Here is a 21,065-nt window from a genome sequence, read left to right on the forward strand (position 1 = left end):
CGTCCGCAACCATCGTCTTGGCCGTGGGCCGCTCTATGCGGTGATCGACTCATGGCCACCGGCCCTGTCCACCAGTGGGCGCGCGTCGGCGCAGCCTCACCCGCAGGCGCCGTGCCACCTCCACCGGCTTGAACTCCTGATCGAACAGCTCCGCCGCCTGCATCCGTACCGACTCACGGCGCCGACGCCCCGCGGGGGTCAGCCCGCCCCCATCCGCATACCTCACACACCAGGAGATACAACCAACCGCCCGGCATCATCAGGGACTTCGAGACGGATCACCCTAACGAGCCGAAGTCAGTAACGAGCGGGGGACGAAGGGAAGTGAGCCGGGCGGTGGTCCCGCCTCGCCCCCGTATGCCGGAATAGGAGATTCCGATTTCGGAATGAAAGATCCGTACAACTCGGTGACGTCCTCGCGGGTCTCCCCCCCATCCGGACCGTGATCCGGCCCCTCGTGCTGGGAGAACCATGCGCAAGCATTACGCGGCGGTCGTCACCGTCGCTCCCCTGGTCGTCCTTGCCGCCGTGGCGCCCGCCGCCCACGCCGACACGATCGTGGGAGACACCCGCATCACGTCCATCACCTTCGCCAAGGCGACCACCGGCGTCGGCGCCACGCTCGGGGCATCGGTCAGCGTCACGCTGACCGCCACGGACGACTCCGGGATCGACAGCGTCATCGGCCCCAAGGTGGTGGGCCCCGACGGGCTGGTCATCCGTCCCACCCGCAACGAGTGCACCGCGCAGAGCGCGGCCACCGTGCAGTGCGTCTACAGCTTCCCACTCTCGCCGGACGGCACGGACGCGCAGGACCTGCGGAACAGCTCGGCGGGCGCTTGGCGCTTCAAGGCCAAGGCCGTGGCCGGCGACGGCGACTCCCACCACCTGTCGCCGGGCGCACCGCTCAGCGTCAAGCGGCACGCCAAGCTGGTGGACGCCCAGGCCACGCCCGAGCCGGTCGACAAGGGCGGCAAGCTCACCGTCACGGGCTGGCTCCGGCGGGCCAACTGGGACACCAACGTCTGGGACGACTACGCGGGCAAGTCCGTGGCCCTCCAGTTCCGCAAGTCCGGCACCGACACCTTCAAGACCGTCAAGACGGTCACCACCGACAGCGCTGGCAAGCTGCGCACCACGGTCACCGCGAACACCACCGGCACCTGGCGCTGGCGGTTCACCGCCAACACAATCGCCACGGGTGCGACGTCGCAGGGCGACCGGGTCGTGGTGCGCTAGCCGCCGGAGGCGTCCCGGCGCAGGTGAACTGGGAGTCCGCCCAGTCCGCGAGCACCGCCGGGTCGTAGGGCCCGTGCGGCCCCACCACCAGACGTACGGGTGCTGCTCATGCCCCATGAGCGGGTCGGGCAGCTGAGCCATGATGCCCGACTGCCTTCGGCCGGCGTGTCGCGAGTACCGCGGCTCCAACGTCGTCTCGGCGCTAACGAGTGACATCAAAAAGTACTGACATTGGGCACTCTGAACGTCACAGAACGACTCCCGAAGCAACCGCGAAACGACTCCCCTAGAAAGTGACACAGTCAGGCAGCAGCGACGCGACGGCGTTCCGGGCGTGGCTACCCACGTCCGGAACGCTGTTCCAAGGATGGGGCAATCGCAGTAGAGGGTGTCTGAAAAGCTGGTCAGCGGGCATGTGGGCTGGTAGCGGGGTAGTGGCGCACTCTCGGGGGTTGGGGTGGGCGGGCTGCGTACCCGTTACGCGACGGATCTGTCCGATCCGGAGTGGGAGATCCTTCGTCCACTGGTGCCGGCGGTCAAGCCGGGCGGGCGTCCTGCAAAGCACGCACGACGCGAGATCGTCAACGCGCTGGCGTACTGGCTGCGGGCCGGCTGCGCCTGGAGACTGCTGCCGCACGACCTGCCGCCCTGGCAGACGGTCTATCACTACTGGCGGCGGTGGCAGCAAGAGGGCGTGTGGGAGCGGATGTTGGCCGCGCTGCGCGAACGCGAGCGGGTGCGGCTGGGCCGTAATCCCACGCCCAGCGCAGGCATCGTGGACAGCCAGAGTATGCGGGCCAGTGAGCGCGGCGGCCTGCACGGCTACGACGGCGCCAAGAAAGTCAGCGGGATCAAGCGCCACCTGCTGGTCGACACCCTGGGCACCGTCCTTCTCGCCTGCGTCAGTCCGGCCAGCGTCGGCGACCGTGACGGCGCCGTCGTCCTGTTCGCCCGGGCTGCCGACGCCTTCCCCCGTCTTTGCCATGTGTGGGCGGACCAGGGCTACCGCGGCGCCGACTTCCACACCTGGGCACGGGAGGCCACCGGCATCACCGTGGAGATCGTGCAGCGCCGCGACGGCGGCTTCCGCTCCACCTGGGCTCGGACGGGAGCGCCACCGCGGGAGGTGCCCAACTTCGCGGTTGTTCAGCGCCGTTGTGTGGTAGAGCGGTCGTTTGCCTGGCTGGGGCGCTGCCGCCGTCTCTCGAAGGACTACGAGTACCTGCGCGTCAATTCGGAGAACGCCATCTACCTCGCCATGGCCCTGATCCTCCTGCGCCGCCTCGCAAGACCAGCCCACTGACCAGCTTTTCAGACACCCTCTAATCGTCCTGGATACCTGCATCCTTCGGGGGTGCGGGCTGGACAGGAGCGCGCTGCGTACGGCGTGAAGGGGCGGGTGGTGAGGCCAGGGCCAAGCAAAGTGTGGAGCTGGTCGGGCAGGTCGATGAGGAGACCGGTCCGCAGGAAGGCGGCCTGCGCACCGCGCAGACCGCGCGGTGCGTGGGCGACATCGGCCGGCGATCATCCGTAGAGCGAGCGGGCTCCCGGGCTGTTGCCCTTGAAGCGTTGGCCCGCGGCAATCTCCTCGCCGACCACCGACCAGACGGTCTCGTCGTCATGGAAGGGGAGCGGGTCGATGCTGCTCGTCTCCTGACGGATGCGCTCGACCTCGCGTTCCAGGCGCTCGAAGTCGGCTTCCTCGTCGCCGCTGAAGGTGAACTCTTCGAGCAGGCGCTGGAACCGGAGGGTGACCTGGACGAGGGAGGAGACGTCCGTGTGGAGTTCCTGCACGGTCTCCTCGTCGGCGTCGAAGGCGTGCACCTTGCCGGAATCGGGGTCGAGGGCGAGGTGGGCGTTGAGCAGCCAGCCGATGACTGGCCAGTCACCCGCGCCCTCCGCGGCGTCCTCGAAGTCCTCGATGTAGACGACGTCCTGGACGAGGGGCAGCAGGCCGTCGTCCTCGTCAGGCTGACGCAGCAGGAGCGTCCCGGTGGGGACGCCGACGGTCTGGAGGAGGCGGGCGCCCTCGGTGTCCGCGGTGGAGGGCGGGAAGGCGGTGGCGGGGAGGGTCGCGAGCCGGTCCTCGCCGAAGATGTCGACGAGTTCGCTGCGGGTGACGTCGAAAAGCACTGCCGGAACTCCGAACTCGGCGGCGGCACGGGCGCCGTGGGACTTTCAGTGGACGGAAGTGGTCACAACAACGTTGCGGATCGAGGCGCTTCCGGCGACTCCGATTCCGCCCCGCCCGCTCCCCCGCCCTCTTACGGAATGAACTTGTTGTCCGAGGGCGAGAGGTTCATCACTGTATCAGTGCGTCCGCCGGCGACGCCGTGCTGGTCCCACTGTTCGTGTAGCCACTTGACATAGGCGCGGTGCTCCCGGTCCTTCTTGTACTTGCTGAGTTCTTCGCCGTCCGGCCCCTTTTCGGACTGGTCGTATTTCGCGCTGTGGGTGACCTCGAGATTGTCGGGGAATTCCCTCGCAAGATACTTGTCGCACTTGGGATTCTTCTGGCAGGGCTCACGTTCCGTATAGAGCTCGCTGACGTTGCCCTCGTGCCCGTTCTTGATCAGCGGGTGTCCGATGGAACGTTCGGAGTGTGCCTCGCCGCTGGCGCCGACCAGGATGAAACGATTCCCCTTGCCGTCGTCGTGCAGCGCTGAGGCGTAGTTGCCGCCAGGGATGTAGGAATCGGGGCGTTCGGTGCGGTTGGCGTAGCGGCCGAGCTGGGCGGCGCGGGCCAGATCGGTGGAGCCGGGCGCGACCTTCGTGGAGTTGACCGTGTCGCCCTTGCCGGGCTTGCTCTTGCGCTGCTTCTCCCCCTTGTTGTTCCACGGGTACCAGGCCTTGTCGCCGAGTACGTCGTTCACTCCGGAGGAGTCGTTGGAACGGACGGGACTGGTGGTCCCGTCGTGGTGCAACTGGCGTATCGAACCGTCGTCACTGAGAAGGTACATGGGCGTGTCGCCGTCACTCTTGACCTTCTTGACCTCGACCTTTTCGGCCTCGCTGCCGACGTCGTGGTCCTTGCGCTTCTGGTGCCGGGAGGCGGCCTTGACACGGTCCGGGATGGTGTCGGTGACGTGGTCGGTCACCTTCTTGGCGGCCTTCTCCATGCTGTCGATGGCTTCCTCGAGGATGCCGTCGAAGGCCTGGGTGAAAGTGTCTTTGCCCTTGGTCTTGCCGAAGGTGTTCTTCGACTTGCCGAGATGGATTCCGGACTGGCCGCCCAAGTCACCGCCGTGGCCTGAGACCTTGTCGGCGCCGTCCTCGAACTCGAAGTGGTCGATGACCGTCTTCTTGCCCTCGCCGCCGGAGCCGCCGCTGTCGCCCGCGGAGGCCAGCTTCATGCCACCTGGTCTCTCACCGGGGTTGAAGGCTCCCTCGGCGAGGTCGAGGGCCATGTCCGAGATGAGTTCCCGGAGTTTACCGGTGACGGGCTCGGTGACCTTTGCGATGAGCTCGTCGACTATCTGTTCGACCGCCTCGTCGATGAGCCGCTTCACGATGGTGCGCATCAGGGCGATTTCACCGGCGGCGACCGCGGCGGAAATGCCCAATGTGACGGGAGCGGCGGCGAGTTCGGCGACGATGGTGGCGGCGAGTACACCGAGTTCGACGCCCGCCTTGACCTTCATGCCGCGGATGATCTGGCCGACACCGTCGCAGGCGTCCGCGAACAGCCGTGCCACCTCGGGGATCTTCTCCAGGTGACCGGCCTTCACGTGCGACCAGTGCTTCTTCATGGACTCCACGGCCCAGCCCTCGGAGGAGTCGAGGATGCGGGTCACGGCCTTGTCCGCGTTGCCGCCGTGACCCTCGAACTGCTTGGCGAAGTCCCGCATGGACGTCGCCATCTCGAAGTAGTCGTCCTCGTCGACGTTGGGCCAGTTGACCCCGATGAGGTCGAGTGCCTCGTCGATGATGCTCGGCAGTACCAGCCCCATGGCCGCGCGCTCCGTCCCCCCGTCAACTACTGCGTCTCCTGCCCCACAGCTAACGGGGCAACTTGTCAGGTGCACAAGGGAAAACCCGGCCGCGTCACGGTTCTGTGACAAGGGTCCCAGCTGAGGTTGGTGGCAACGGAGTTGACCGGGCCCGAACCGGGGACATGGAATGCAACGACATGCAACTGTCAGGCGCACTGCCCATGGCTGTCCGGCACGTGCCCCGGTGGCCGGCACCATGGGGGTGTCCGCCGTTCACCGTGTGGCAGCCGTCACCGCCCCCGCATCCGCACGAGTGCCTCGTCCGTCCCCACCACCAGGTCCCCTTCCGCCGTGAAGGCAAGGGCGTGGGCCTGGCTGCCGGGGTGGAAGGTGCGCAGTCGGTCGTCGTCCAGGGCTCGGTGTTCGACGAGGCCGTCGGCCCAGGCGATCGCGAGGACGAGCCCGGCGTCAGCCGTCGCCACCGCCACCGCGTTGACGGCGCAGTTGCGGGCGGCCACCAGCTCGGGCATGGGGTCGGTGTGGGGGGCCCATGCGCGTACGGTGCCGTCGGCGCCGCCCGTGTACAGCAGGAGGACGGTGTCACCTTCCGCGGAGACGGGCAGCGCGGTCCCGGCGACCGCGGTGACGTGCCCCCGGTGCAGAGTGGCGGTACGCGGCTCGGCGCCGACGTTCACCACGTGCACTGTTCCGGAGGCATCACCGAGGACAACACGGTCCCCGGCGCCGGTCAGCGCGGTGACCGTCTCCTGCTGACGCTGCATGTACTCCTGTACGGCTTTGAGGAGTTGCTCCTGCACGGAGAGGCCGTCGTCGAGGAGGGCGGCGAGCCCCTTGGGCTTTGCGGACTCGGCGGCGCGCTGGGTGTGCAGGAGGCCGTGCTCGTCGAGGACGCTGACGGTGCCGTCGCCGTGCTCGGCAGTGGCGCGGACGCCGGGCGCGGAGTGCGGGAGGCGTCCGGCGGAGCGGGCACTCTCCGCGTCGAGGACTCGCACGGTGCCCTGGTGGTCGGCGACGACGAGCTGCCCGGCCAGAGGGCCGGTACCGGCCGCCAGGGAGCGGACCGGGCCGGGCCACGGTGGGGTGACGTCGCCGCGCACCCGGTGCCAGACGACGGTCCAGGAGGCGTCTCGAGCAAGGGAGGCGAGGGTGGCGGGCAGGCGCGGATCACCGGCGTCACCGAGGGCGGCGAGGAGGACCAGGGCGCGTTCGGCGACCGGCTGCTCGCGGGTCAGGGAGGCGCCGGCCCGCAGCCAGGCGGCGCGCAGTCCGCCGTGGCTCTCCTCGGAGCGTTCGTACGCAGTGGTCACGCTCCATGGGTCGGCGGCGCAGACCGAGGCGGGATCGTCCAGGTCGAACGGTTCCTCCGGCTCCGGGTCCTGCCCCGCCGACCCGGCCGGGCTGACAGGGTGGGCTGCGTCCCAGGACGCGCGGCGGGTCTCGTCGGTCCACCGGGGCTCATCCAGGTCCATGCGGGCGCAGGGTCCGGCGGTTAGCGCCTGCGCCCATTCCGTACCGGAGCGGACCTCGACAAGTACCCGGACGTGCTCCAACGAGGCGAGACCCAGCACGAGTTCGACGAGGGAGCCGGGCCGCTCGGCGGAGTGCAGTTCGGGCAGCGCGATGACGGTGCGGCGCCGGTCGGCGGCAAGCGCGGCCAGCAGGTCGCCCGGGGAGCGGGCGGCGATCGACAACTGTTCGCCGAGCATCCAGGCGGCCGTGGTCGCGGTCTGGCCGGGCAGCGGTACGAAGCCGTGGACGCGGCGTTCGCTGACGGTGCCGGGCCGGGTGCCGTGGCCGATCAACCAGGCGAGGAGCCGCGACTTGCCGCTGCCCTCGGCGCCGGTGACCACGGCGAGGCCCGGGGCGCGGGGGTCGCCGAGCCAGGAGAGCAGGGCGGCCGCGGCGGGCTCCCGCCCGGAAGCGGGCCGGGACCAGCGCGGGGCGGAACCGGCGGTCATGAACCCACCCCCGTTCCTGCGGCGCCCGGGCGCCGAATCACTGCCGGGCTTGCTGCGCGGCGTGGGTGATGAGCTCCTTGATGCCTTCCTCGCGGGACTCAGCGGTGCTGCCGTAGTCGAAGCTGTGCGTGAACTCGGCATGCGGGAGGACGGCCTGGAGCCAGGCGGCGCAGTAGTGGCCCGGCATCATGCACGGTTCGAGTTCGCAGTAGACGCGGCGGACCTGCTCGGGCTCCACTCCGGCGGAGGAGAGCCGCTGCCACAGCTGCTCCTCGGGGTGCAGGCGGCCAGGACCGGCCTGGGCGGTGACGATCTGCTTTGCGCCGTCCTGGCCCACGTACTCGAAGGCCGACGAGAAGGGGAAGTTGAGGGTGTGGCGGACGTCATCGAGCACCCGTGACCACCAGTTCTCCCGGTCGGCGACGGCCGCCGGGTCGATCTGCCGGATCTCCCGGACCAGCGCGGCGAACGCCTCGGCGGCGGACTGGAGTCCGTCGGAGGCGGCGATCACCGGGAGAGCGCGGTCCAGGGCGGCGGCGCAGTGGGTGAAGGCGGCAACGTCCGAGTTGACGAACAGGGCGGCTTCGCCGCGACCGAGGAAGAGGTCCTGTACGGAGCCGTCGGTGCGGACGCACAGGTGCGCCAGCCGGTCGGTGCCGATGCGCACCCACTCCGCCCAGTCCCCCTGCAGGGCGACGCCGCGGTGGCCGGCGTACATCCCGAGGGTGGGCCCATCGGTGTCGTCCGCCGCGATGAAGTACGGGCCGACGTGCAGCGGCACACCGACCTGCGCGAGGTGGGTGCGGGCCGAGGCCGGCACGGTTCCGTACGAGGCAGGCACGGTGATGCGGCGCAGCCCCTGGGGGCCGAACTGTGCGACGGCGGGGTCCGAGGGGAACTCGGGCATCACAGACCTCTCATGGTGGCGGACTTACCGGTTCCACCCTATGCGCGGGCCGGGCGGGGCCGGGGGCTGTGACGAATCCGAGACGAGGCCGGGAGGGGGGCGCCCCGTCGTGCCGTCCCTGCAGCAGACCGCTGAGGCAATACATGCTGCTGTACCGACCGTGGTAAGAAGTCCGATCTCCATGTCGACACCCGACACCCTCCCCGGAGTTGCGATCGCCGTCTCCCTGGTGGCGCCGCTGGCCGTGACGGGCCTGTTGATCACCGTGCACCGCTACCACGACGTCGGCGAGTGGGCCATGCTGTTCGCCACCAACGTCGCTGCGATCGTCGCCACCGGCACCGTGGTCTTCCTGTGCTACGGGGTCCGGGCCGCGGCTGCGGAGGAGGCCTGTCCGTGGGCCGCTTCCACGGCCGGACCCTGGCCGCGGTGACGCGCGTGCTCCTGCTCGCCGCCGTGCCCCTCACCGCCGGCACGGTCAGCGTCGCCCGTGACCGGGTGCCGGCCGCCGACGCCCGGCCGCTGCTCGACGGTGATCTCCTCGCCCTGCGCCGAGGTCTACCGCCGCGACACCTTCCACACGAGCGCGCACCACAAGCAGAGGCCCACCGGTAGCCGGCCGCGTCCTTGTGGTGCGGATGTGGTGCGCAGGCCGCTCGCCGGTCTAGACAACGAAGAACCCCCAGGTTTCTGACTTGGGGGTTCTCTTCAGAGCGGGTGACGAGAATCGAACTCGCGCTCTCAGCTTGGGAAGCGACGGCGCTTGCAGCGCTGAATACCTTCTGACCTGGGCATACAGCTCTTGCTGTGGCGCCTGCCGGTGCAGGATCGCACCGCTGTTGACCGTGGTTGACCCGTCTTACGGGCACGCTATGGGCACGCTACGGGCGCAGGACCGAGGAACGACGGTCGGAGTGCCGCTTCGACGGGCTCTCGGCCCGACTCGGCTCGATCACCCGGCCGACCCGGGGGCGCTTCGCTGGTGCACACTCCTCCGACGAAGCCGCTCCCTCGCCGGCTTCCGGGTTCTACCGGGTGGATTGCACTCTCGTCTGCCATGTCGTCGGGCGTAGGCTCAAGGGCACCGAGGGCGCCTCGTGCGCCGGCTCACGCGCCGGTGCCGTTCTCGGCGAACGACGACACCGGGCCGGACCCGTCCGGACCCGGAGCAGGGTTCGCCCATGACCGTGAACACGCCGGACCCCCCGGAGACCGCCCACCCCGGGACACCGGGTCGGCAGCCAACGCTTCCCGAAGTGCCGCCGCAGCGGCGCCGGCAGGGGCCGTCACCCGAGAAGGGCGAGTTCGTCCGTCCGCTGACCCGGCGCCAGATCGACGACCGCATGCGAGAGCTCGGCGAGCTGTACACGCACACCTCGTCGAGCCAGGTGCGGGTCTCGGAGGCGTCGGACCAGGACCGGTCCGCCGCATTCCGGCGACGGCTCGCGGGCCACATGCGGCGGCCGGGGTTCGAGCTGCTCGTGGCGGAGGCCGCCGACTCCTCGGGCGCCGTCGTCCTCACGGCATGTGCCTATGGCTTCCCCGTGTGCCGCGACGGTCCCTGGTGGGATGGCCTCGACGGGTACCTCCCGGAGAGCCTGCTCCGCGTCGCCGCCTTCGGAAGGCTCTTCGCGATCGCCGACATTCTCGTGGAGCGACGGGTACGCACCCAGGACCAGAGCCGTGAGTGGAACCTCGCCCGGCGCCTGCAGAAGCGGCTGCTGAGCGATCACACGGCCGCGCTCGGTGTCACGCTGGTCGACCGTGACAACGCGGACACCCTCGAAGCACTGCTGTCCTGGGGCTGGCGCGGCCTGTCGGCCGAGGCCCGTGGAGTGTCCCGCATCGGCCCCCGTCGACTCCTGGTGCTCCGCTGACCGGCGGCGAGCATTCCGTACTCGTGGCGACAGGATTTTCGCGGGGCCACTGGATGGTCCGGGCGCTGGTCCGTCTCGGCTTCACCTGACCGGACCACACCTCAGCAACCCTCGCTCCCGCCCGGTCTGTCGTACGGTTCCGTCGACCGGTCGCTTGGCTGCCTCTCCCGTACGTCCGATGCGATCCGGCCGATCCGGGACGTGGCGGCCCTCCTCCGCGCCGCCCGCCCGCGCAGGTCACCGCACCCGCGCCGGGCCGACGCCGAGTCCCCGCCGACGGGGGTGGCGCGAACGGTGGCGCAAAGCCTGCGGCTGTCCGACCGCCGACCGTCCGGTGTGCTTCGATCGCAGCGGGGTAACCGGCCCGAAGCACCGGTACGCCAGGACACGCGACCGACGGGTCCCATGGCAGCCGCACGCGGATCCAGGACCACGCATCACGCGCCACGCACGCGAAGCGACAGCGGCCCCCGGAACATCCACCGGGATGCGAAGCCCGGACACGCGCCGGGATGCGAAGCCCGGACACGCTCCGGGATGCTTGAAGCGAGGAACACGCCCAGGAGAAGGGGCACACGCATGGCCATGTCGAGGCCCCCGCTGCCGCCGGCGGTCGCGGGCCGGTTCACCGGTTGGTGGGCCGGACACATCGGAGGACGGATCCTGACGGCCGCGTCCTGGCTGGCCGGCCCGCTGACCAGCCCCTCCACACCCGACGACTACCTCGCCCTGCTGGACCCGCTGCTGTCCGCCCGGTACCCCGCGGGCCGGATTGTCGCCGTGCGCGCCGAGGGCCCCGCCGCGGCCACCTTGACGATCCGGCCGGGGCGCGGCTGGGCCGGGCACCGTGCCGGGCAGTATCTGCCGGTCGGGGTGGAGATCGACGGCGTACGGCACTGGCGTACGTACTCGATCACCGCACGGCCCGGCGATCAGGCGCTCACCATCACCGTGAAGGCGGATCCCCGCGGCCGTGTCTCCCCGCACCTCGTGCACCGCACACCGCCCGGCACGGTGCTGCGACTCGGCCCCGCCCAGGGGGAGTTCGTACTGCCCGAGCCGCCGCCGGAACGGATGCTGTTCGTGACGGCGGGCAGCGGCATCACCCCGGTGATGGGAATCCTGCGCACCCTCGCCGGCCGCCGCCGACCACCCGCCGCCAGGGACGCCGTCGTACTCCTGCACAGCGCACCCGATCCCGAACAGTGCCTGTTCCGGGCCGAGTTGACTGATCTGGCGGCCAGGTCACCCTGGCTGCGGCTCGGGCTGACGTACACGCGCGCGCACGGCCGGCTCACCCCGGAGCGCATCGCCGCGCTCTGCCCCGACTGGCGGCGGCGGGACGCCTGGGTGTGCGGCCCGGCGGGACTGCTCGACGCGGCCGAGCGGCGCTGGGGCGCCGCGGGCCTGCGCGGGCGGCTGCACACGGAACGCTTCCGGCCGGCGCCCGTACTGCCGCAGGCCGCCGACGCCGCCGGCGGCCGGGTGCGGTTCGACCGCAGCGGCGTGGAGACCGACGCACCCGCTTCCGGCCCGCTGCTGGTGACCGGCGAGAAGGCGGGCGTGACGATGCCGTACGGCTGCCGCATGGGCGTCTGCCACAGCTGCCTCGTGCAGATCGTCGACGGCCGGATCCGCGATCTGCGGACCGGTGAAGTGCACGGAGAACCGGGCGAGTTGATCCAGACCTGCGTCAACGGAGCCGCGGGTCCGCTCGTCCTCGACGCCTAGGACCTCCCGAGGAGGCCCCCATGACTGTAGCAACTGCCTTGACCAGCAGGCCTGTTGATCTGAGCGACGAACTGGGCCGCGAACTCGACCGCATCCGATCCGAGGTCGTCGCGGCACGCGGAGCGGACGACGTCCACTACATCCACACGGTGCTCGCCGCACAGCGCGCCCTGGAGACCGGTGGCCGCCTCGCGCTCGCCGTCTCGATCCTCCCGCCCGCCTGGCTGGCCGGCACCGCCATGCTCACGGTCGCCAAGACGCTGGAGAACATGGAGCTGGGCCACAACATCCTGCACGGCCAGTGGGACTGGATGGGCGACCCGGCGATCCACTCGACCACCTGGGAGTGGGACTTCGCGACGCCCGCCGATGCCTGGAAACGCACCCACAACCACATGCACCACACGTACACCAACGTCGTCGGACGCGACCGCGACCTCGGCTACACCATCCTGCGGATGAGTCCCGCCCAGCCCTGGCACCCGGTGTATCTGCTCCAGCCCCTCTACGCCGCCCTGCTCGCGCCCGTCTTCGAGTGGGGCATCGCCCTGTACGACCTGGAGGCGGATGCGGTCGCCGACGGCCGCAAGAGCGTGCGGTCCTTCCTCGGCGACCTCACCGGCCTGGCCCGCAAGGCGGTGGCCCAGTTCGCCAAGGACTACGTCCTGTTCCCGCTCCTCGCCGGCCCCTCCGCCGTGCCCTGCCTCCTCGGCAACCTCACGGCGAACGCCCTGCGCAACATCTGGGCCCACACCGTCATCTTCTGCGGCCACTTCCCGGGAGACGTACAGACCTTCACGGAGGACCAGATCGAGGGCGAGACACGCGGCCAGTGGTATCTCCGCCAGATCCAGGGCTCGGCGAACATCGACGGCGGTTTCCTCTTCCACGTACTCACCGGCAACCTCAGCCACCAGATCGAGCACCACGTCTTCCCCGACCTGCCCAGCAACCGCTACGCCGAGGTCGCGCCCCGGGTGCGGGAGATCTGCGCCCGGCACGGACTGCCGTACGTCACCGGGCCTCTCCGTCGGCAGTACGCGTCGATGTGGGGGCGTGTCCTGCGCCACGCGCTGCCGTAGGCGTTCCCCGCCAGGCGTCCTGGGCGCTGGCATAGGCCGGGAAGCGTCCGAGTACGCCGCCGCCGAGCAGGACGAGCTCTATGCCCCGGCTGCTGTGGACGACGCGGACCCAGCCCCGCCGGGCCCGGCAGTCGTCCCACGCCTCGCGCAGCGGTCGCAGGATGCTTCCGTCCGCGAAGGTCACCTCGCGGAGATCGACGATGAGGAAGACGCGCCCGCATCCGGTGCGGGCACCCTCCAGAGCGTGCACCAGGGGTGCCACGGTGGTCAGGTCCAGCTCGCCGCGGGCGTGCACCATCCGGCATTCGTCGAACAATTCGGGCGTACGGAAAGGCACGGCGGGTCGGGATGAGCGCACATGCGCCCCATCTCCTCTGTCCGGTTGAAGAGTCACAGTGCGCAGAGCCTCTGTTGCGCGGAACGGACTGCACGGATAGCGGCGGCGGCCGACGGTCACCTGGGTGTCGGACACGTGCAGGCACAGGCGGCAGCTGCCGCCGTGCCGCGTGGCGTTGGTGACCAGCTCGGAGACGATGAGGGCCGCGTCGTCGATGTGCTCGGCGTCGAGCTCCACAGCCCGGAGGGCGGGCCGGGCGAGGAACTGTGAGGTCAACATCCGTGCCCTGCTCGCCGATTCGGCCTCGTCGGGCAGCTGGTACTCGACTCGTGCGGAACGCCGATGGGTACGCCGACGCGTACGCATGGCGGATCACTTCCCCTCCTGGGCCACCCGACCACCATGGCCGTGGCCGTTCGCCGGGCCGCGGCATGTCCTGCCCGGCCGGGCCTGCCTCCTCCTGATGCCCCGCGCCGGTGATCGCCGACCGGAGACGGGTGAGCCGGGCATCGTCGGCGCGGCATGCTGCCGCGCCGTGGAGGTCACGTGTCCCCTGCCGGGCGGCTTCCTCCCGCGTCCTGAAGGAGCGCGCTCGCGGTGAGGCGGAGCGCGGGATCGGCCGCGGCCGTCATCAGCCGCTCGGCAGTGGCCGTCTCGGTCCCGGGCGGGACGATCAGCAGGTCCCGGCGGCCGACGCCATAGGCGAAGAGCCGGATGGCGTGCGGGTCGAAGCCGGACGCGAACCACGCTGCCCGCACCGTGTGGCCGGCGACGGGCAGGTCGCACGGTGCCTGAGGCCAGGCGCTGCGGTGCGCGGCCATACGGGTCACACGCCCCCACGACAGGTCGAACGCCGCGATGAGAGCGGGCAGTTCGGCCGGCAGGTCGTCGGAACAGGGCCACCAGGCACCGCACACGGGGCCAGGCGGGAAGGTCGGCGGGCGCAGGGTGAGACGGGCGGGCCGAAGTGAAGAGGGGTGAATCCGGTCGGACGAGGCGCGTTGACCGGTGGGCGCGTTCATGTCGCGGTCCCTGTCCCCGGGCCGCCGTGCGACGGACCGGTGTCGTGGTGCACCGAGAACGACGACGGGGAGCCGGCGTACGGGCAACTCCCGGTTCGCTCCACGCTACTCCGCCCCGGTGCGTGGACGGGCGGGCCGTCCGAAGGATTCTCCATGGCCCTGAAGGGTTCTCACCCGGGGCGAGTCCACCTAGGCTTGCGACAGTCCGTCGTGGGCAGGTTTCCGTCGGATCGCACGCCGTTCGGCAGCCCGTGGGCTGCCTGTGCCCCGCGCCCCCGGGCAAGGATCGATTCGCAGCCTCTGCAGAGCAGTCGGCTTTCGTTGCCCGTTGTGGTCGGCTTCTGTGCTCGCCTCGTCCTGCTTCCTCTCGTCGCGAGACCGGCGCGGTGGCCTCCCGCATGCCGTCGCACGGTCCGACGTGGGGCACGCGGCTCCCGATCGCGCATCCGAGAAGGGGGAATCGGCCGCGCGGGGAGTCTCGGACGGCCGTCGCCGAGGATCGGACGACCGGCGGCGGCCGTCGGAAGGCGCTTGCGCCGGCGGAGGCGTGGCCGCTTATGCGCGCAGCAGCCGCCCCGTGATCTCCCGGTACTCCCGCAGTGCGAACCGGAGCTCGGCGGACTGTGTCTCGGGGTCCTGATCCTGCCAGCTCGCGCGCAGGACGCGCCGCCGTTCCGCGAGGGCGTTGACCAGCGCGTCGGTGGCTTCGTCGAAGGCGCTCTCGGCCTCCTCCAGGGCCTCGCCCGGAGTGTCCGCGAAGATGTTGACGGCGTGTCCGAGGCGCCGGGTGATCTTGTCCCGCTCGTCGGACGGGAGCAGCGGTTCCGGGCCCGGGGCGCGGCGCCCGGCGCGGCCCGGGGGCCGGTCGGCGGGTTGCTGGGCGCGTGTCTGGTCGTACATCGTCGTATGCACCGTTCCCGTTGTGATGGGGGTCGCCGCCCGAAGACGCTTTTGCCCTTCTCGGCGGCCTGCTTCAGGCTGCCGGAAACCCGGTCGGCCCTGCCCTTCACGGCCCTGCGCCGTCCCGTCAGTCAACGTCCGGCGACGATCCGTGTCAACGCGGCGCCGGCCCGGGCGCACCCGCCGGGGACTCTGATCAGCGGTTATCCGGGCGTTTCCCGGCACGGGGAGTACGGTGCGGAGAGCGAAGGTGTGTCGTGCCCACCCGGCAGGTCGTCTCCAGCACACCACCCATTCACCAGGGGCAGCCCGTGGCCCCCGGCCGCACCTCCGTTCCAGCGGCCTTCGCCGAGGTCAAGGAGCCCCCTCCAAACCACCCAGCCCCACTGCATCGCCGCCCCAGGACTACGACGGCATCTCCCCCTTCCGTTGGACGGCCCGTTGCCCGCGCGCGACGGCGGGGAGCGGCTGTACGTGGCCTTGACGGCGGTGAGCGTAGTTCTGCCGTTCGTGGCTCTCGGTCGTACGACTGCGCAGGACACTGGGGGCATTCGCCCCGCACACCGTCGTCCTGGTCGCCCCCGGCCTGGGGCGCCGGGACCTGCTGGTCGTGCCGCCGGACATGACCGAGGAGGCCGCGGAACCGCTCATGTCGGCCGCCGCGGGCGGTCAGGTCTGACCCGGCCCGTCACGGGCTGCCCGGCGGCTCACCAGGTCACCGGGGCGCTGACGGCCGGGGCGGTGAGCGCGTCGTCACATGCCCGCCGCCAGTCGGCCCGCCGGAGCGGCCCCGGCCTCGTACGACGAGGCGGTGCCGTCGGGCTGTTCCGCCGCCATGAGGGCGGACGCGGTCGAACGCGGGCCGGTGCCGGCGCTCGCGGCGGCCATCAGCCGGGCGGCCGAGGGATCGGCGGTCTCCGGGGGAATCACCAGGAGGTCCCAGGGGCCCGCCGTTCCGGACAGCAGCAGGATCTTGTGCGGATCCAGCTCAGAGGTGAACCAACCTACCTTCACGACATGGCCGGCGACGAAGATCCTTCGCGGAATGATCGGCCAGTAGCGAGGATTGACGGCGATCCGGGTGATCCGGCCCCACAGCGGGTCCAGTACGTCGGCCAATGGGGGGAGTTCTTGTGTCAGGTCGCGTGAGCGGGGCCACCAGGCGCCGTCCAGTTCGACGTGTCCCGGAGAAGGGCAGCTCACAGGTTTGAGGGCGAGGCGTGCGGTCGGGGCCCTGAAGGGCATGGCGCTCAGCGGAGGACGGTCGTTGGTCGCGGACATCGTGCGGACCCGTCTCCGGACCCCCTGCGCGTGGGCAGTTGTCCGGCGTCGTTGCTCACCAGGAACGACACCGGTACCGGGGCCGGTGTGCGAAATACTCCCGATGACCTCACGCTACTCCCCGAACAGGCCGAACGGACCGCTCCCGGCCGTCGCCTCACTCGCTCCCGCGATCCTTGTCCCGGGAGCGGCTGGTCTCCAGCCAGGACCGCGCCGGTTCCGCCGCCCGCGTCGTGTCCACGACGAGTTCGAGGCGCGTTCCTCCCCCGTCGCCCGCGGGATAGCTGCGCTGCTCGGTGGCCGCGAAGCAACGGCGGAGCACCTCCGCGACGCGCCGGGCGACCTCGGGGGAGGCCGCGACGATGCGTACGTCGGCGTGCCCTTCCGAGGGTGCTCCCGTGGGCTGCTGCATGGCGACCTCGTCGTCTGGTCACGGATCAGTGGACTGGATCTTCGACTCTACTCCGGCGCGCCTCGCGGTGGTCGTGCGCAGACGTACGACCTGGTTGCAGACAGCATCCGGCCCGGAGCGTCGGACCACGCCGTGCCGTTCACCTGGCGCTGACGAGGTGGCCCCAGGCGCGCGGCAGTCCGGCGAACGGGTGCGGGAGTTCGGTCGGCGGGTCGTGCGAGCGAGGCCACCACACCCCGTCGACGGGGCGCGGCACGGCTCTGTGGGGCGCGAGGCGGAGGCGGAGCGCGGGGTGGGGTGCGGAGGGCGCCGTAGTGCGCCGGCCATGACGTACACCTGCTGACTGGCGCGAGGATGCGGGGCTGTCGCGGGTCCGCGTGCTGCGCAACAGGGCCGTCAGTCCCCGTGGGCCGGCTGCTTTCGGTCGCCATGAGGTCGCTCGCGGTGAGGTGGAGGGTCGGGTCGGCCGCGGCGGCCATCAGACGGTCGGCCTCGGCCGAGTCGGTTTCGGCCGAGTCGGTTTCGGGTGGGATCACCAGCAGGTCCCAGCGCCCCACGCCGTACGAGTACAGCCGTACGGTGTGCGGCTCCACCTCGGATACGAACCACGCGGCTGCTTTCACCGTGTGGCCTGTCACGGGCAGGTCGCAGGGTGCCTCGGGCCAGGTGTCCCGAGGGGAGGCGACACGCGTCACGCGTCCGCACTGTGCGTCGAACGCGTCGGTCAGCGCGGGCAGTTCGGTCATCGGGTCGTCGGAGCGGGGCCACCAAGCACCGCACACGGGACCGGGCGGGAAGGTCGGCGGCCGTAGCGCGAGCCGGGCGGGCGTCGGAGGGGCGGTGCGGGAGGGCTCGGCCGAAGGGGCCTTCCGGTGGGCGCGTTCATGTCGCGGTCCCTGTCCCCGGACCGCCGTGCGGTGGCCCGGTGCAGTGGTGCACCGGAAACGACGCCGGCGGAGCGGCGGCGTACGGAAAGCTCCCGGTGCCGGCCACCCTCCTCCGCCCTGGAGGCGGGGCTCTGGACCGTCGTCACAATTGCGCCTGTCCGAACGGCACCTGGCACGTGCTCCCACACAGAGGGCATCCCCAGCGGGGTCGCCCAAGCGTCCGCGTGGCTCTTGCACGGCGCCGTGCTGGTGGACCGTGGCGAGGTCGAGACCCTGGCGCCGTCACGCAGGCGTGCGCCGTCATCGGGCGCCGTCTGTACCTGGTCGGGCAGGCCGGAGAGGTGATCGCGGTCAGGACCGCTGTGACGTCACCGCCGCCCAGGTGGCAAGGGCGCTGACTCGCCTCGGTTTCACTGCCACGCGGAGTAACGTGGTGAAGGCACCTTCCGATCCCGTGCTCGCCGGACACGCCGAACCTCGAAGACGGGCGGGTTCCTCATGGTCGACTCCGACACACCCCCCGGTTCACGGCATCTGCCGAGTGCCGATCTTTCCGACGTGCGGCCGGGGAGCGCACTGCTCCGGCTGGAGACGACGCAGTCGCGCGAGGGCATCCTCGACGGGGCGTGGTGGCCGCGGTCCCGGAACATCGGTGCCGAGCTGCCCGCCCTCGTGACGGCCCTCACCGAGTACCTCGGTCCCGTCACCCGAGTGGGGCTGGATGCCGTGGCCTGGGAAGGGCTCCCGACACGGATCGTCGTCGACGACCGTGTGGTGCACATCGACTCCTTCGCGGTCGGTGACGACACTGTCCTGATCACTCGGGGGGAAGACGACATCTTCTCGTTGCTGGTGATTCCGCCGAACGCGACACCCGAGGCCGCGCACGCCGCCATGGCCCAGGCGGTCCGGGCCGACAACGTCACACGGGCGGAACAGATCCTCATCGACACCGGGACCGGGAGCGCGGCGCCCTGAGGGACACCCTCACCGCCACCATCGAGCCGCCCCTGTACGGAGCTGCTCCCCACCCCGTTCCCTCCCTCGCAGGTCACCGTGCCCGCACCGGCCGGCGGTGGCATCGCAACTGACGAGAGACACAGGACCGCGGGCCGGAAATCTCCGCTCGTGCGGACGTCGTGCTCCTTGCACAGTGCGCCGGAGCCGGACGAGTGCCTCTTCCAGGCCGAACTGGCCGTTGTGAAGGTCGGGTTGCCCTGGTTCGCCGTACGCCTCACCTTCATGCGCACGAACGGCAGGCTCGCCCCGGAGCGGATCGCCGGGCACTGCCCGGATCGGTGGCGGCGGCGTGGCCGGCTGTGCGGGCCCGCGGGGCTGCTGGGCGTGGCGGAGCGCCACTGGGCCGCCGCGGGTTTCCGGGAGCGGTTGCACGTGTCGGCGAGGGCGTCGTGTACGGAGGTGCCGGCGCCTGGCCTGCCGACGTCCGTCACGCGAGCCCCGCGGGAAGCATCCGCTCGCCGGGCGTCAGGCGGGGGAGCTCAGCGCGGCGGTCATGAGCGGCTCGGCATCCTCCTCGGTGGTGTCGGGCGGCACGACCAGAAGGTCCCAGCGGCCGTGGCCGGGGGCGAGCAGGACCACGGTGTCCGGGGCATGCCTAGCGACGGCCTTGCGCAGTCGTACGACCTTGTTGCACACGAGCATTCGCCCTGGTGCCGCGGACCAGGCCGCTCCGTTCACGGTGACGCCGACGATGTGACCCCAGGCGCGCGGCAGACCGGCGAGCAACTGCGGAAGCTCCGCCAGGAGGTCGTAGGAGCGGGGCCACCACACGCCGTCGAGGCGGCGCGGCAGGGCGCTGTCGGGTGCGAGGCGCAGACGGAGGTGAGGGCTGGTGGGCGGGGACGGTGGCGCTGTGGTGGTCATGAGGGTTCCTTCAGGGGCTTGTGGAGCGGCTGGTTCGGGTCAGGCGCGGCGGTCGACTCCGGCATGGATGGCACCTCCGTCCCCTGTGTTCGTGCCGGTGCTGTGAGCCGGGCGACTCGGCCTCAACGCCTCGTGGCGGCCGGCTTCTTGTACGTGGTCCGGGGGCGGCGGCGTGGCCGGAAGCGTCCCCGGCCGCCGTCGCGGTGGTCGCGACGCTTGTCGGCGGTGACGTGTCGTCGGCGGCCGCTCCACCGGTGGTGAGCACGAGGAACGCAGCCATGCCGAGGGCGGTGTTCAGCGCGGTCGCGTCCTGCCGGTCAGTCGGGCGGGTACAGCGGCCCGCTGTGCCAAGGGGCGACGGCGCCGGTGGTGAAGAACAGCAGGACGGTCCTGCGCGGGTCGGGCTCCGGCCGCGAGCCGGTGGCGGGGAGGCCCCGCCCGGCGCCGGGCTGCCCGCTCGGGCGAAGGCGGGAGGGACGAGAAGGACGGGAGGGAGGGGAGGAAACAGGCGCCGAGGGGCGCTGTGGGAGAGCCGTGAAGGGTTCGGGGGCCGAGGCCATCGTGCCGACCTGTCTCGGGAGACCCTGCCGTTCAGCGGGTCTTCCGGCGAGTGCGTCTCGCCGAGGACGAGACCGGCGCGGGAGCCGGTGTGCGACATGCCCTCAGTACGTCCACCGTACTCCGTTGCTCCGAGCGATCCCGGCCGGCGGCAGCGGACGGCCCGCCGCACCCGCCCCACCGTTCTGGGCGCCGTCCGGCCACAGCGTCCACCCCAGGGGGTGCGCGGCCGGGAGTACGGTGGAGACACCGGGAGTTCCTCGCGCACCGGCTCCGACACCGTTGCCGCCCTCGGCGATCGACGACACCGGGCCGGGTTCATCCGTGCCCGGGACAGGGCCAGTCCCATGACCGTGAACGTGCCGGTTCCGCCGACGACCACTGAGCTCCTCGGGGGGCACGTCGGCCCGGACCGCCGAGGCACGCGCAAGCAGCGTCGGCCGGGGCCGGAGCGAGGCTCGTCGCCAACCGCGGGCGAACGCGTCCGTGAGCTGACGCGAGGTCAGATCGAGGACCGGCTGGGAGAGCTGGGCGACCTGTACGCGCGGACCTCGGGCGGTGGCCCCTGGGCGTGGAACCAGGCCCGCAGTGCCTTCTTGCGACGGCTGGCGGCCGACGTACGCCGACCGGGATTCGAGTTGCTGATCGCGGAGTCCACCGAGCTGACCGGATGCGCCTACGGCTTCCCCGTACGCGGCGACGGGCCCTGGTGGGAGGGTTTCGACGGACACCTTCCCGGGAGCCTGCTCCGCCCCGCCGCCTCCGGACGCCTCTTCGTGATCTCCGTGATACTCGTTCCGCCCCGGGTACGCAGAGAGAACCAGGACCGTCCCTGGAACCTCGCCCGGCGCCTCCAGAAGCGGCTGCTCACCGACCATGCCGCTGCGCTCGGCGTCATGCTGGTGAACCGCTCCGACCACAGGACAGCCGAGGCGCTGCGGTCCTGGGGGTGGCGGTACATCGAAGGCGACGCGTCTCGGACGTCCCCGTTCCCGCACGGCCCGTTCCGTGTTCTGATCCTCGGAGCCTGAGCACCC

At 71.1% G+C, this 21,065-nt stretch carries 22 protein-coding genes and 1 pseudogene; 10 read left to right on the forward strand and 13 right to left on the reverse strand.

The window, feature by feature from the left end; translation table 11 throughout:
• Nucleotides 1-471: 471 nt before the first annotated feature.
• Both ACFV7R_RS42275 and ACFV7R_RS42280 read left to right on the forward strand, forming a co-directional pair.
• Nucleotides 472-1,239, forward strand: a complete 768-nt coding sequence (locus ACFV7R_RS42275; protein ID WP_385274617.1) for a calcium-binding protein — start codon at nucleotides 472-474, stop codon at nucleotides 1,237-1,239.
• Nucleotides 1,240-1,696: 457 nt separating this feature from the next.
• Nucleotides 1,697-2,542, forward strand: coding sequence for an IS5 family transposase (locus tag ACFV7R_RS42280; RefSeq protein WP_385274620.1), 846 nt, complete (start codon nucleotides 1,697-1,699; stop codon nucleotides 2,540-2,542).
• Nucleotides 2,543-2,763: 221 nt separating this feature from the next.
• On the opposite strand, the gene ACFV7R_RS42285 is transcribed toward ACFV7R_RS42280, so the two are convergent.
• From ACFV7R_RS42285 to ACFV7R_RS42300, 4 genes are all read right to left on the reverse strand, one after another.
• The gene (locus ACFV7R_RS42285) at nucleotides 2,764-3,372 is read right to left on the reverse strand and encodes an SUKH-4 family immunity protein (protein ID WP_385274623.1); all 609 of its coding nucleotides are present in this window, start codon (nucleotides 3,370-3,372) and stop codon (nucleotides 2,764-2,766) included.
• A 131-nt stretch (nucleotides 3,373-3,503) separates the two neighbouring features.
• Nucleotides 3,504-5,189 (reverse strand): nucleic acid/nucleotide deaminase domain-containing protein, encoded by a 1,686-nt coding sequence (locus ACFV7R_RS42290; RefSeq protein ID WP_385274626.1) that lies wholly within the window; start codon nucleotides 5,187-5,189, stop codon nucleotides 3,504-3,506.
• Nucleotides 5,190-5,461: 272 nt separating this feature from the next.
• A complete protein-coding gene (locus ACFV7R_RS42295; protein WP_385274629.1) occupies nucleotides 5,462-7,150 on the reverse strand; it encodes a hypothetical protein in 1,689 nt (562 codons plus the stop codon).
• A gap of 37 nt (nucleotides 7,151-7,187) precedes the next feature.
• Nucleotides 7,188-8,057, reverse strand: coding sequence for a nucleic acid/nucleotide deaminase domain-containing protein (locus ACFV7R_RS42300; RefSeq protein WP_385274632.1), 870 nt, complete (start codon nucleotides 8,055-8,057; stop codon nucleotides 7,188-7,190).
• Between the two features lie 181 nt (nucleotides 8,058-8,238).
• Here ACFV7R_RS42300 and ACFV7R_RS42305 point away from each other — a divergent pair, with 181 nt between their 5' ends.
• The 5 genes from ACFV7R_RS42305 to ACFV7R_RS42325 all read left to right on the forward strand — a co-directional run bounded on the left by ACFV7R_RS42305 (nucleotide 8,239) and on the right by ACFV7R_RS42325 (nucleotide 12,747).
• Complete coding sequence (locus ACFV7R_RS42305) at nucleotides 8,239-8,490, forward strand: DUF389 domain-containing protein (protein ID WP_385274635.1); 252 nt, start codon at nucleotides 8,239-8,241, stop codon at nucleotides 8,488-8,490.
• A complete protein-coding gene (locus ACFV7R_RS42310; RefSeq protein ID WP_385274638.1) occupies nucleotides 8,487-8,672 on the forward strand; it encodes a hypothetical protein in 186 nt (61 codons plus the stop codon). Before ACFV7R_RS42305 ends, ACFV7R_RS42310 begins: the two co-directional genes overlap by 4 nt.
• Nucleotides 8,673-9,238: 566 nt before the next feature.
• A complete protein-coding gene (locus tag ACFV7R_RS42315) occupies nucleotides 9,239-9,934 on the forward strand; it encodes a hypothetical protein (protein ID WP_385274640.1) in 696 nt (231 codons plus the stop codon).
• 579 nt (nucleotides 9,935-10,513) lie between these two features.
• Nucleotides 10,514-11,665 (forward strand): ferredoxin reductase, encoded by a 1,152-nt coding sequence (locus tag ACFV7R_RS42320; RefSeq protein ID WP_385274643.1) that lies wholly within the window; start codon nucleotides 10,514-10,516, stop codon nucleotides 11,663-11,665.
• Nucleotides 11,666-11,685: 20 nt separating this feature from the next.
• Nucleotides 11,686-12,747, forward strand: a complete 1,062-nt coding sequence (locus ACFV7R_RS42325) for a fatty acid desaturase family protein (protein WP_385274646.1) — start codon at nucleotides 11,686-11,688, stop codon at nucleotides 12,745-12,747.
• Here ACFV7R_RS42325 and ACFV7R_RS42330 read toward each other — a convergent pair.
• The 3 genes from ACFV7R_RS42330 to ACFV7R_RS42340 form a co-directional block, all read right to left on the reverse strand.
• Nucleotides 12,680-13,450 carry an STAS domain-containing protein gene (locus ACFV7R_RS42330; RefSeq protein WP_385274649.1) on the reverse strand — a complete coding sequence of 257 codons (771 nt, stop codon included), beginning with the start codon at nucleotides 13,448-13,450 and terminating at the stop codon, nucleotides 12,680-12,682. The genes ACFV7R_RS42325 and ACFV7R_RS42330 overlap by 68 nt on opposite strands.
• A 176-nt stretch (nucleotides 13,451-13,626) precedes the next feature.
• Complete coding sequence (locus ACFV7R_RS42335) at nucleotides 13,627-14,106, reverse strand: DUF5994 family protein (RefSeq protein WP_385274652.1); 480 nt, start codon at nucleotides 14,104-14,106, stop codon at nucleotides 13,627-13,629.
• Between the two features lie 555 nt (nucleotides 14,107-14,661).
• Entirely contained in the window at nucleotides 14,662-15,006 is a 345-nt protein-coding gene (locus tag ACFV7R_RS42340) for a hypothetical protein (protein WP_385274654.1), read from the reverse strand.
• 529 nt (nucleotides 15,007-15,535) lie between these two features.
• Between ACFV7R_RS42340 and ACFV7R_RS42345 the strand changes: the two genes are divergently transcribed.
• Nucleotides 15,536-15,685: a DUF5994 family protein gene (locus ACFV7R_RS42345; protein ID WP_385274709.1), complete on the forward strand. Its 150-nt coding sequence runs from the start codon at nucleotides 15,536-15,538 to the stop codon at nucleotides 15,683-15,685.
• Between the two features lie 74 nt (nucleotides 15,686-15,759).
• Here ACFV7R_RS42345 and ACFV7R_RS42350 read toward each other — a convergent pair whose 3' ends face one another.
• From ACFV7R_RS42350 to ACFV7R_RS42365, 4 genes and pseudogenes are all read right to left on the reverse strand, one after another.
• Complete coding sequence (locus tag ACFV7R_RS42350; protein WP_385274657.1) at nucleotides 15,760-16,287, reverse strand: DUF5994 family protein; 528 nt, start codon at nucleotides 16,285-16,287, stop codon at nucleotides 15,760-15,762.
• Nucleotides 16,288-16,444: 157 nt separating this feature from the next.
• Nucleotides 16,445-16,699, reverse strand: coding sequence for a hypothetical protein (locus tag ACFV7R_RS42355; RefSeq protein WP_385274660.1), 255 nt, complete (start codon nucleotides 16,697-16,699; stop codon nucleotides 16,445-16,447).
• 139 nt (nucleotides 16,700-16,838) lie between these two features.
• Nucleotides 16,839-16,955 carry a DUF5994 family protein gene (locus ACFV7R_RS42360; protein WP_385274662.1) on the reverse strand — a complete coding sequence of 39 codons (117 nt, stop codon included), beginning with the start codon at nucleotides 16,953-16,955 and terminating at the stop codon, nucleotides 16,839-16,841.
• A gap of 253 nt (nucleotides 16,956-17,208) precedes the next feature.
• A pseudogene (locus tag ACFV7R_RS42365) lies at nucleotides 17,209-17,823 on the reverse strand (DUF5994 family protein); the annotation flags it as partial.
• 261 nt (nucleotides 17,824-18,084) lie between these two features.
• On the opposite strand from ACFV7R_RS42365, the gene ACFV7R_RS42370 reads away from it, so the two are divergent.
• The gene (locus ACFV7R_RS42370) at nucleotides 18,085-18,564 is read left to right on the forward strand and encodes a DUF5994 family protein (RefSeq protein ID WP_385274665.1); all 480 of its coding nucleotides are present in this window, start codon (nucleotides 18,085-18,087) and stop codon (nucleotides 18,562-18,564) included.
• Nucleotides 18,565-19,071: 507 nt separating this feature from the next.
• On the opposite strand, the gene ACFV7R_RS42375 is transcribed toward ACFV7R_RS42370, so the two are convergent.
• Together ACFV7R_RS42375 and ACFV7R_RS42380 are read right to left on the reverse strand one after the other, a co-directional pair.
• On the reverse strand, nucleotides 19,072-19,470 hold the full coding sequence (locus ACFV7R_RS42375; RefSeq protein WP_385274668.1) for a DUF5994 family protein: 399 nt from the start codon (nucleotides 19,468-19,470) through the stop codon (nucleotides 19,072-19,074).
• 662 nt (nucleotides 19,471-20,132) lie between these two features.
• Nucleotides 20,133-20,336: a hypothetical protein gene (locus ACFV7R_RS42380; protein ID WP_385274671.1), complete on the reverse strand. Its 204-nt coding sequence runs from the start codon at nucleotides 20,334-20,336 to the stop codon at nucleotides 20,133-20,135.
• Nucleotides 20,337-20,375: 39 nt separating this feature from the next.
• On the opposite strand from ACFV7R_RS42380, the gene ACFV7R_RS42385 reads away from it, so the two are divergent.
• Nucleotides 20,376-21,059: a hypothetical protein gene (locus tag ACFV7R_RS42385; protein ID WP_385274674.1), complete on the forward strand. Its 684-nt coding sequence runs from the start codon at nucleotides 20,376-20,378 to the stop codon at nucleotides 21,057-21,059.
• The last annotated feature ends 6 nt before the right edge of the window (nucleotides 21,060-21,065 follow it).

This window comes from Streptomyces sp. NPDC059866 (assembly GCF_042731325.1).
In the GTDB taxonomy this organism is placed as follows: domain Bacteria; phylum Actinomycetota; class Actinomycetes; order Streptomycetales; family Streptomycetaceae; genus Streptomyces; species Streptomyces flavusporus.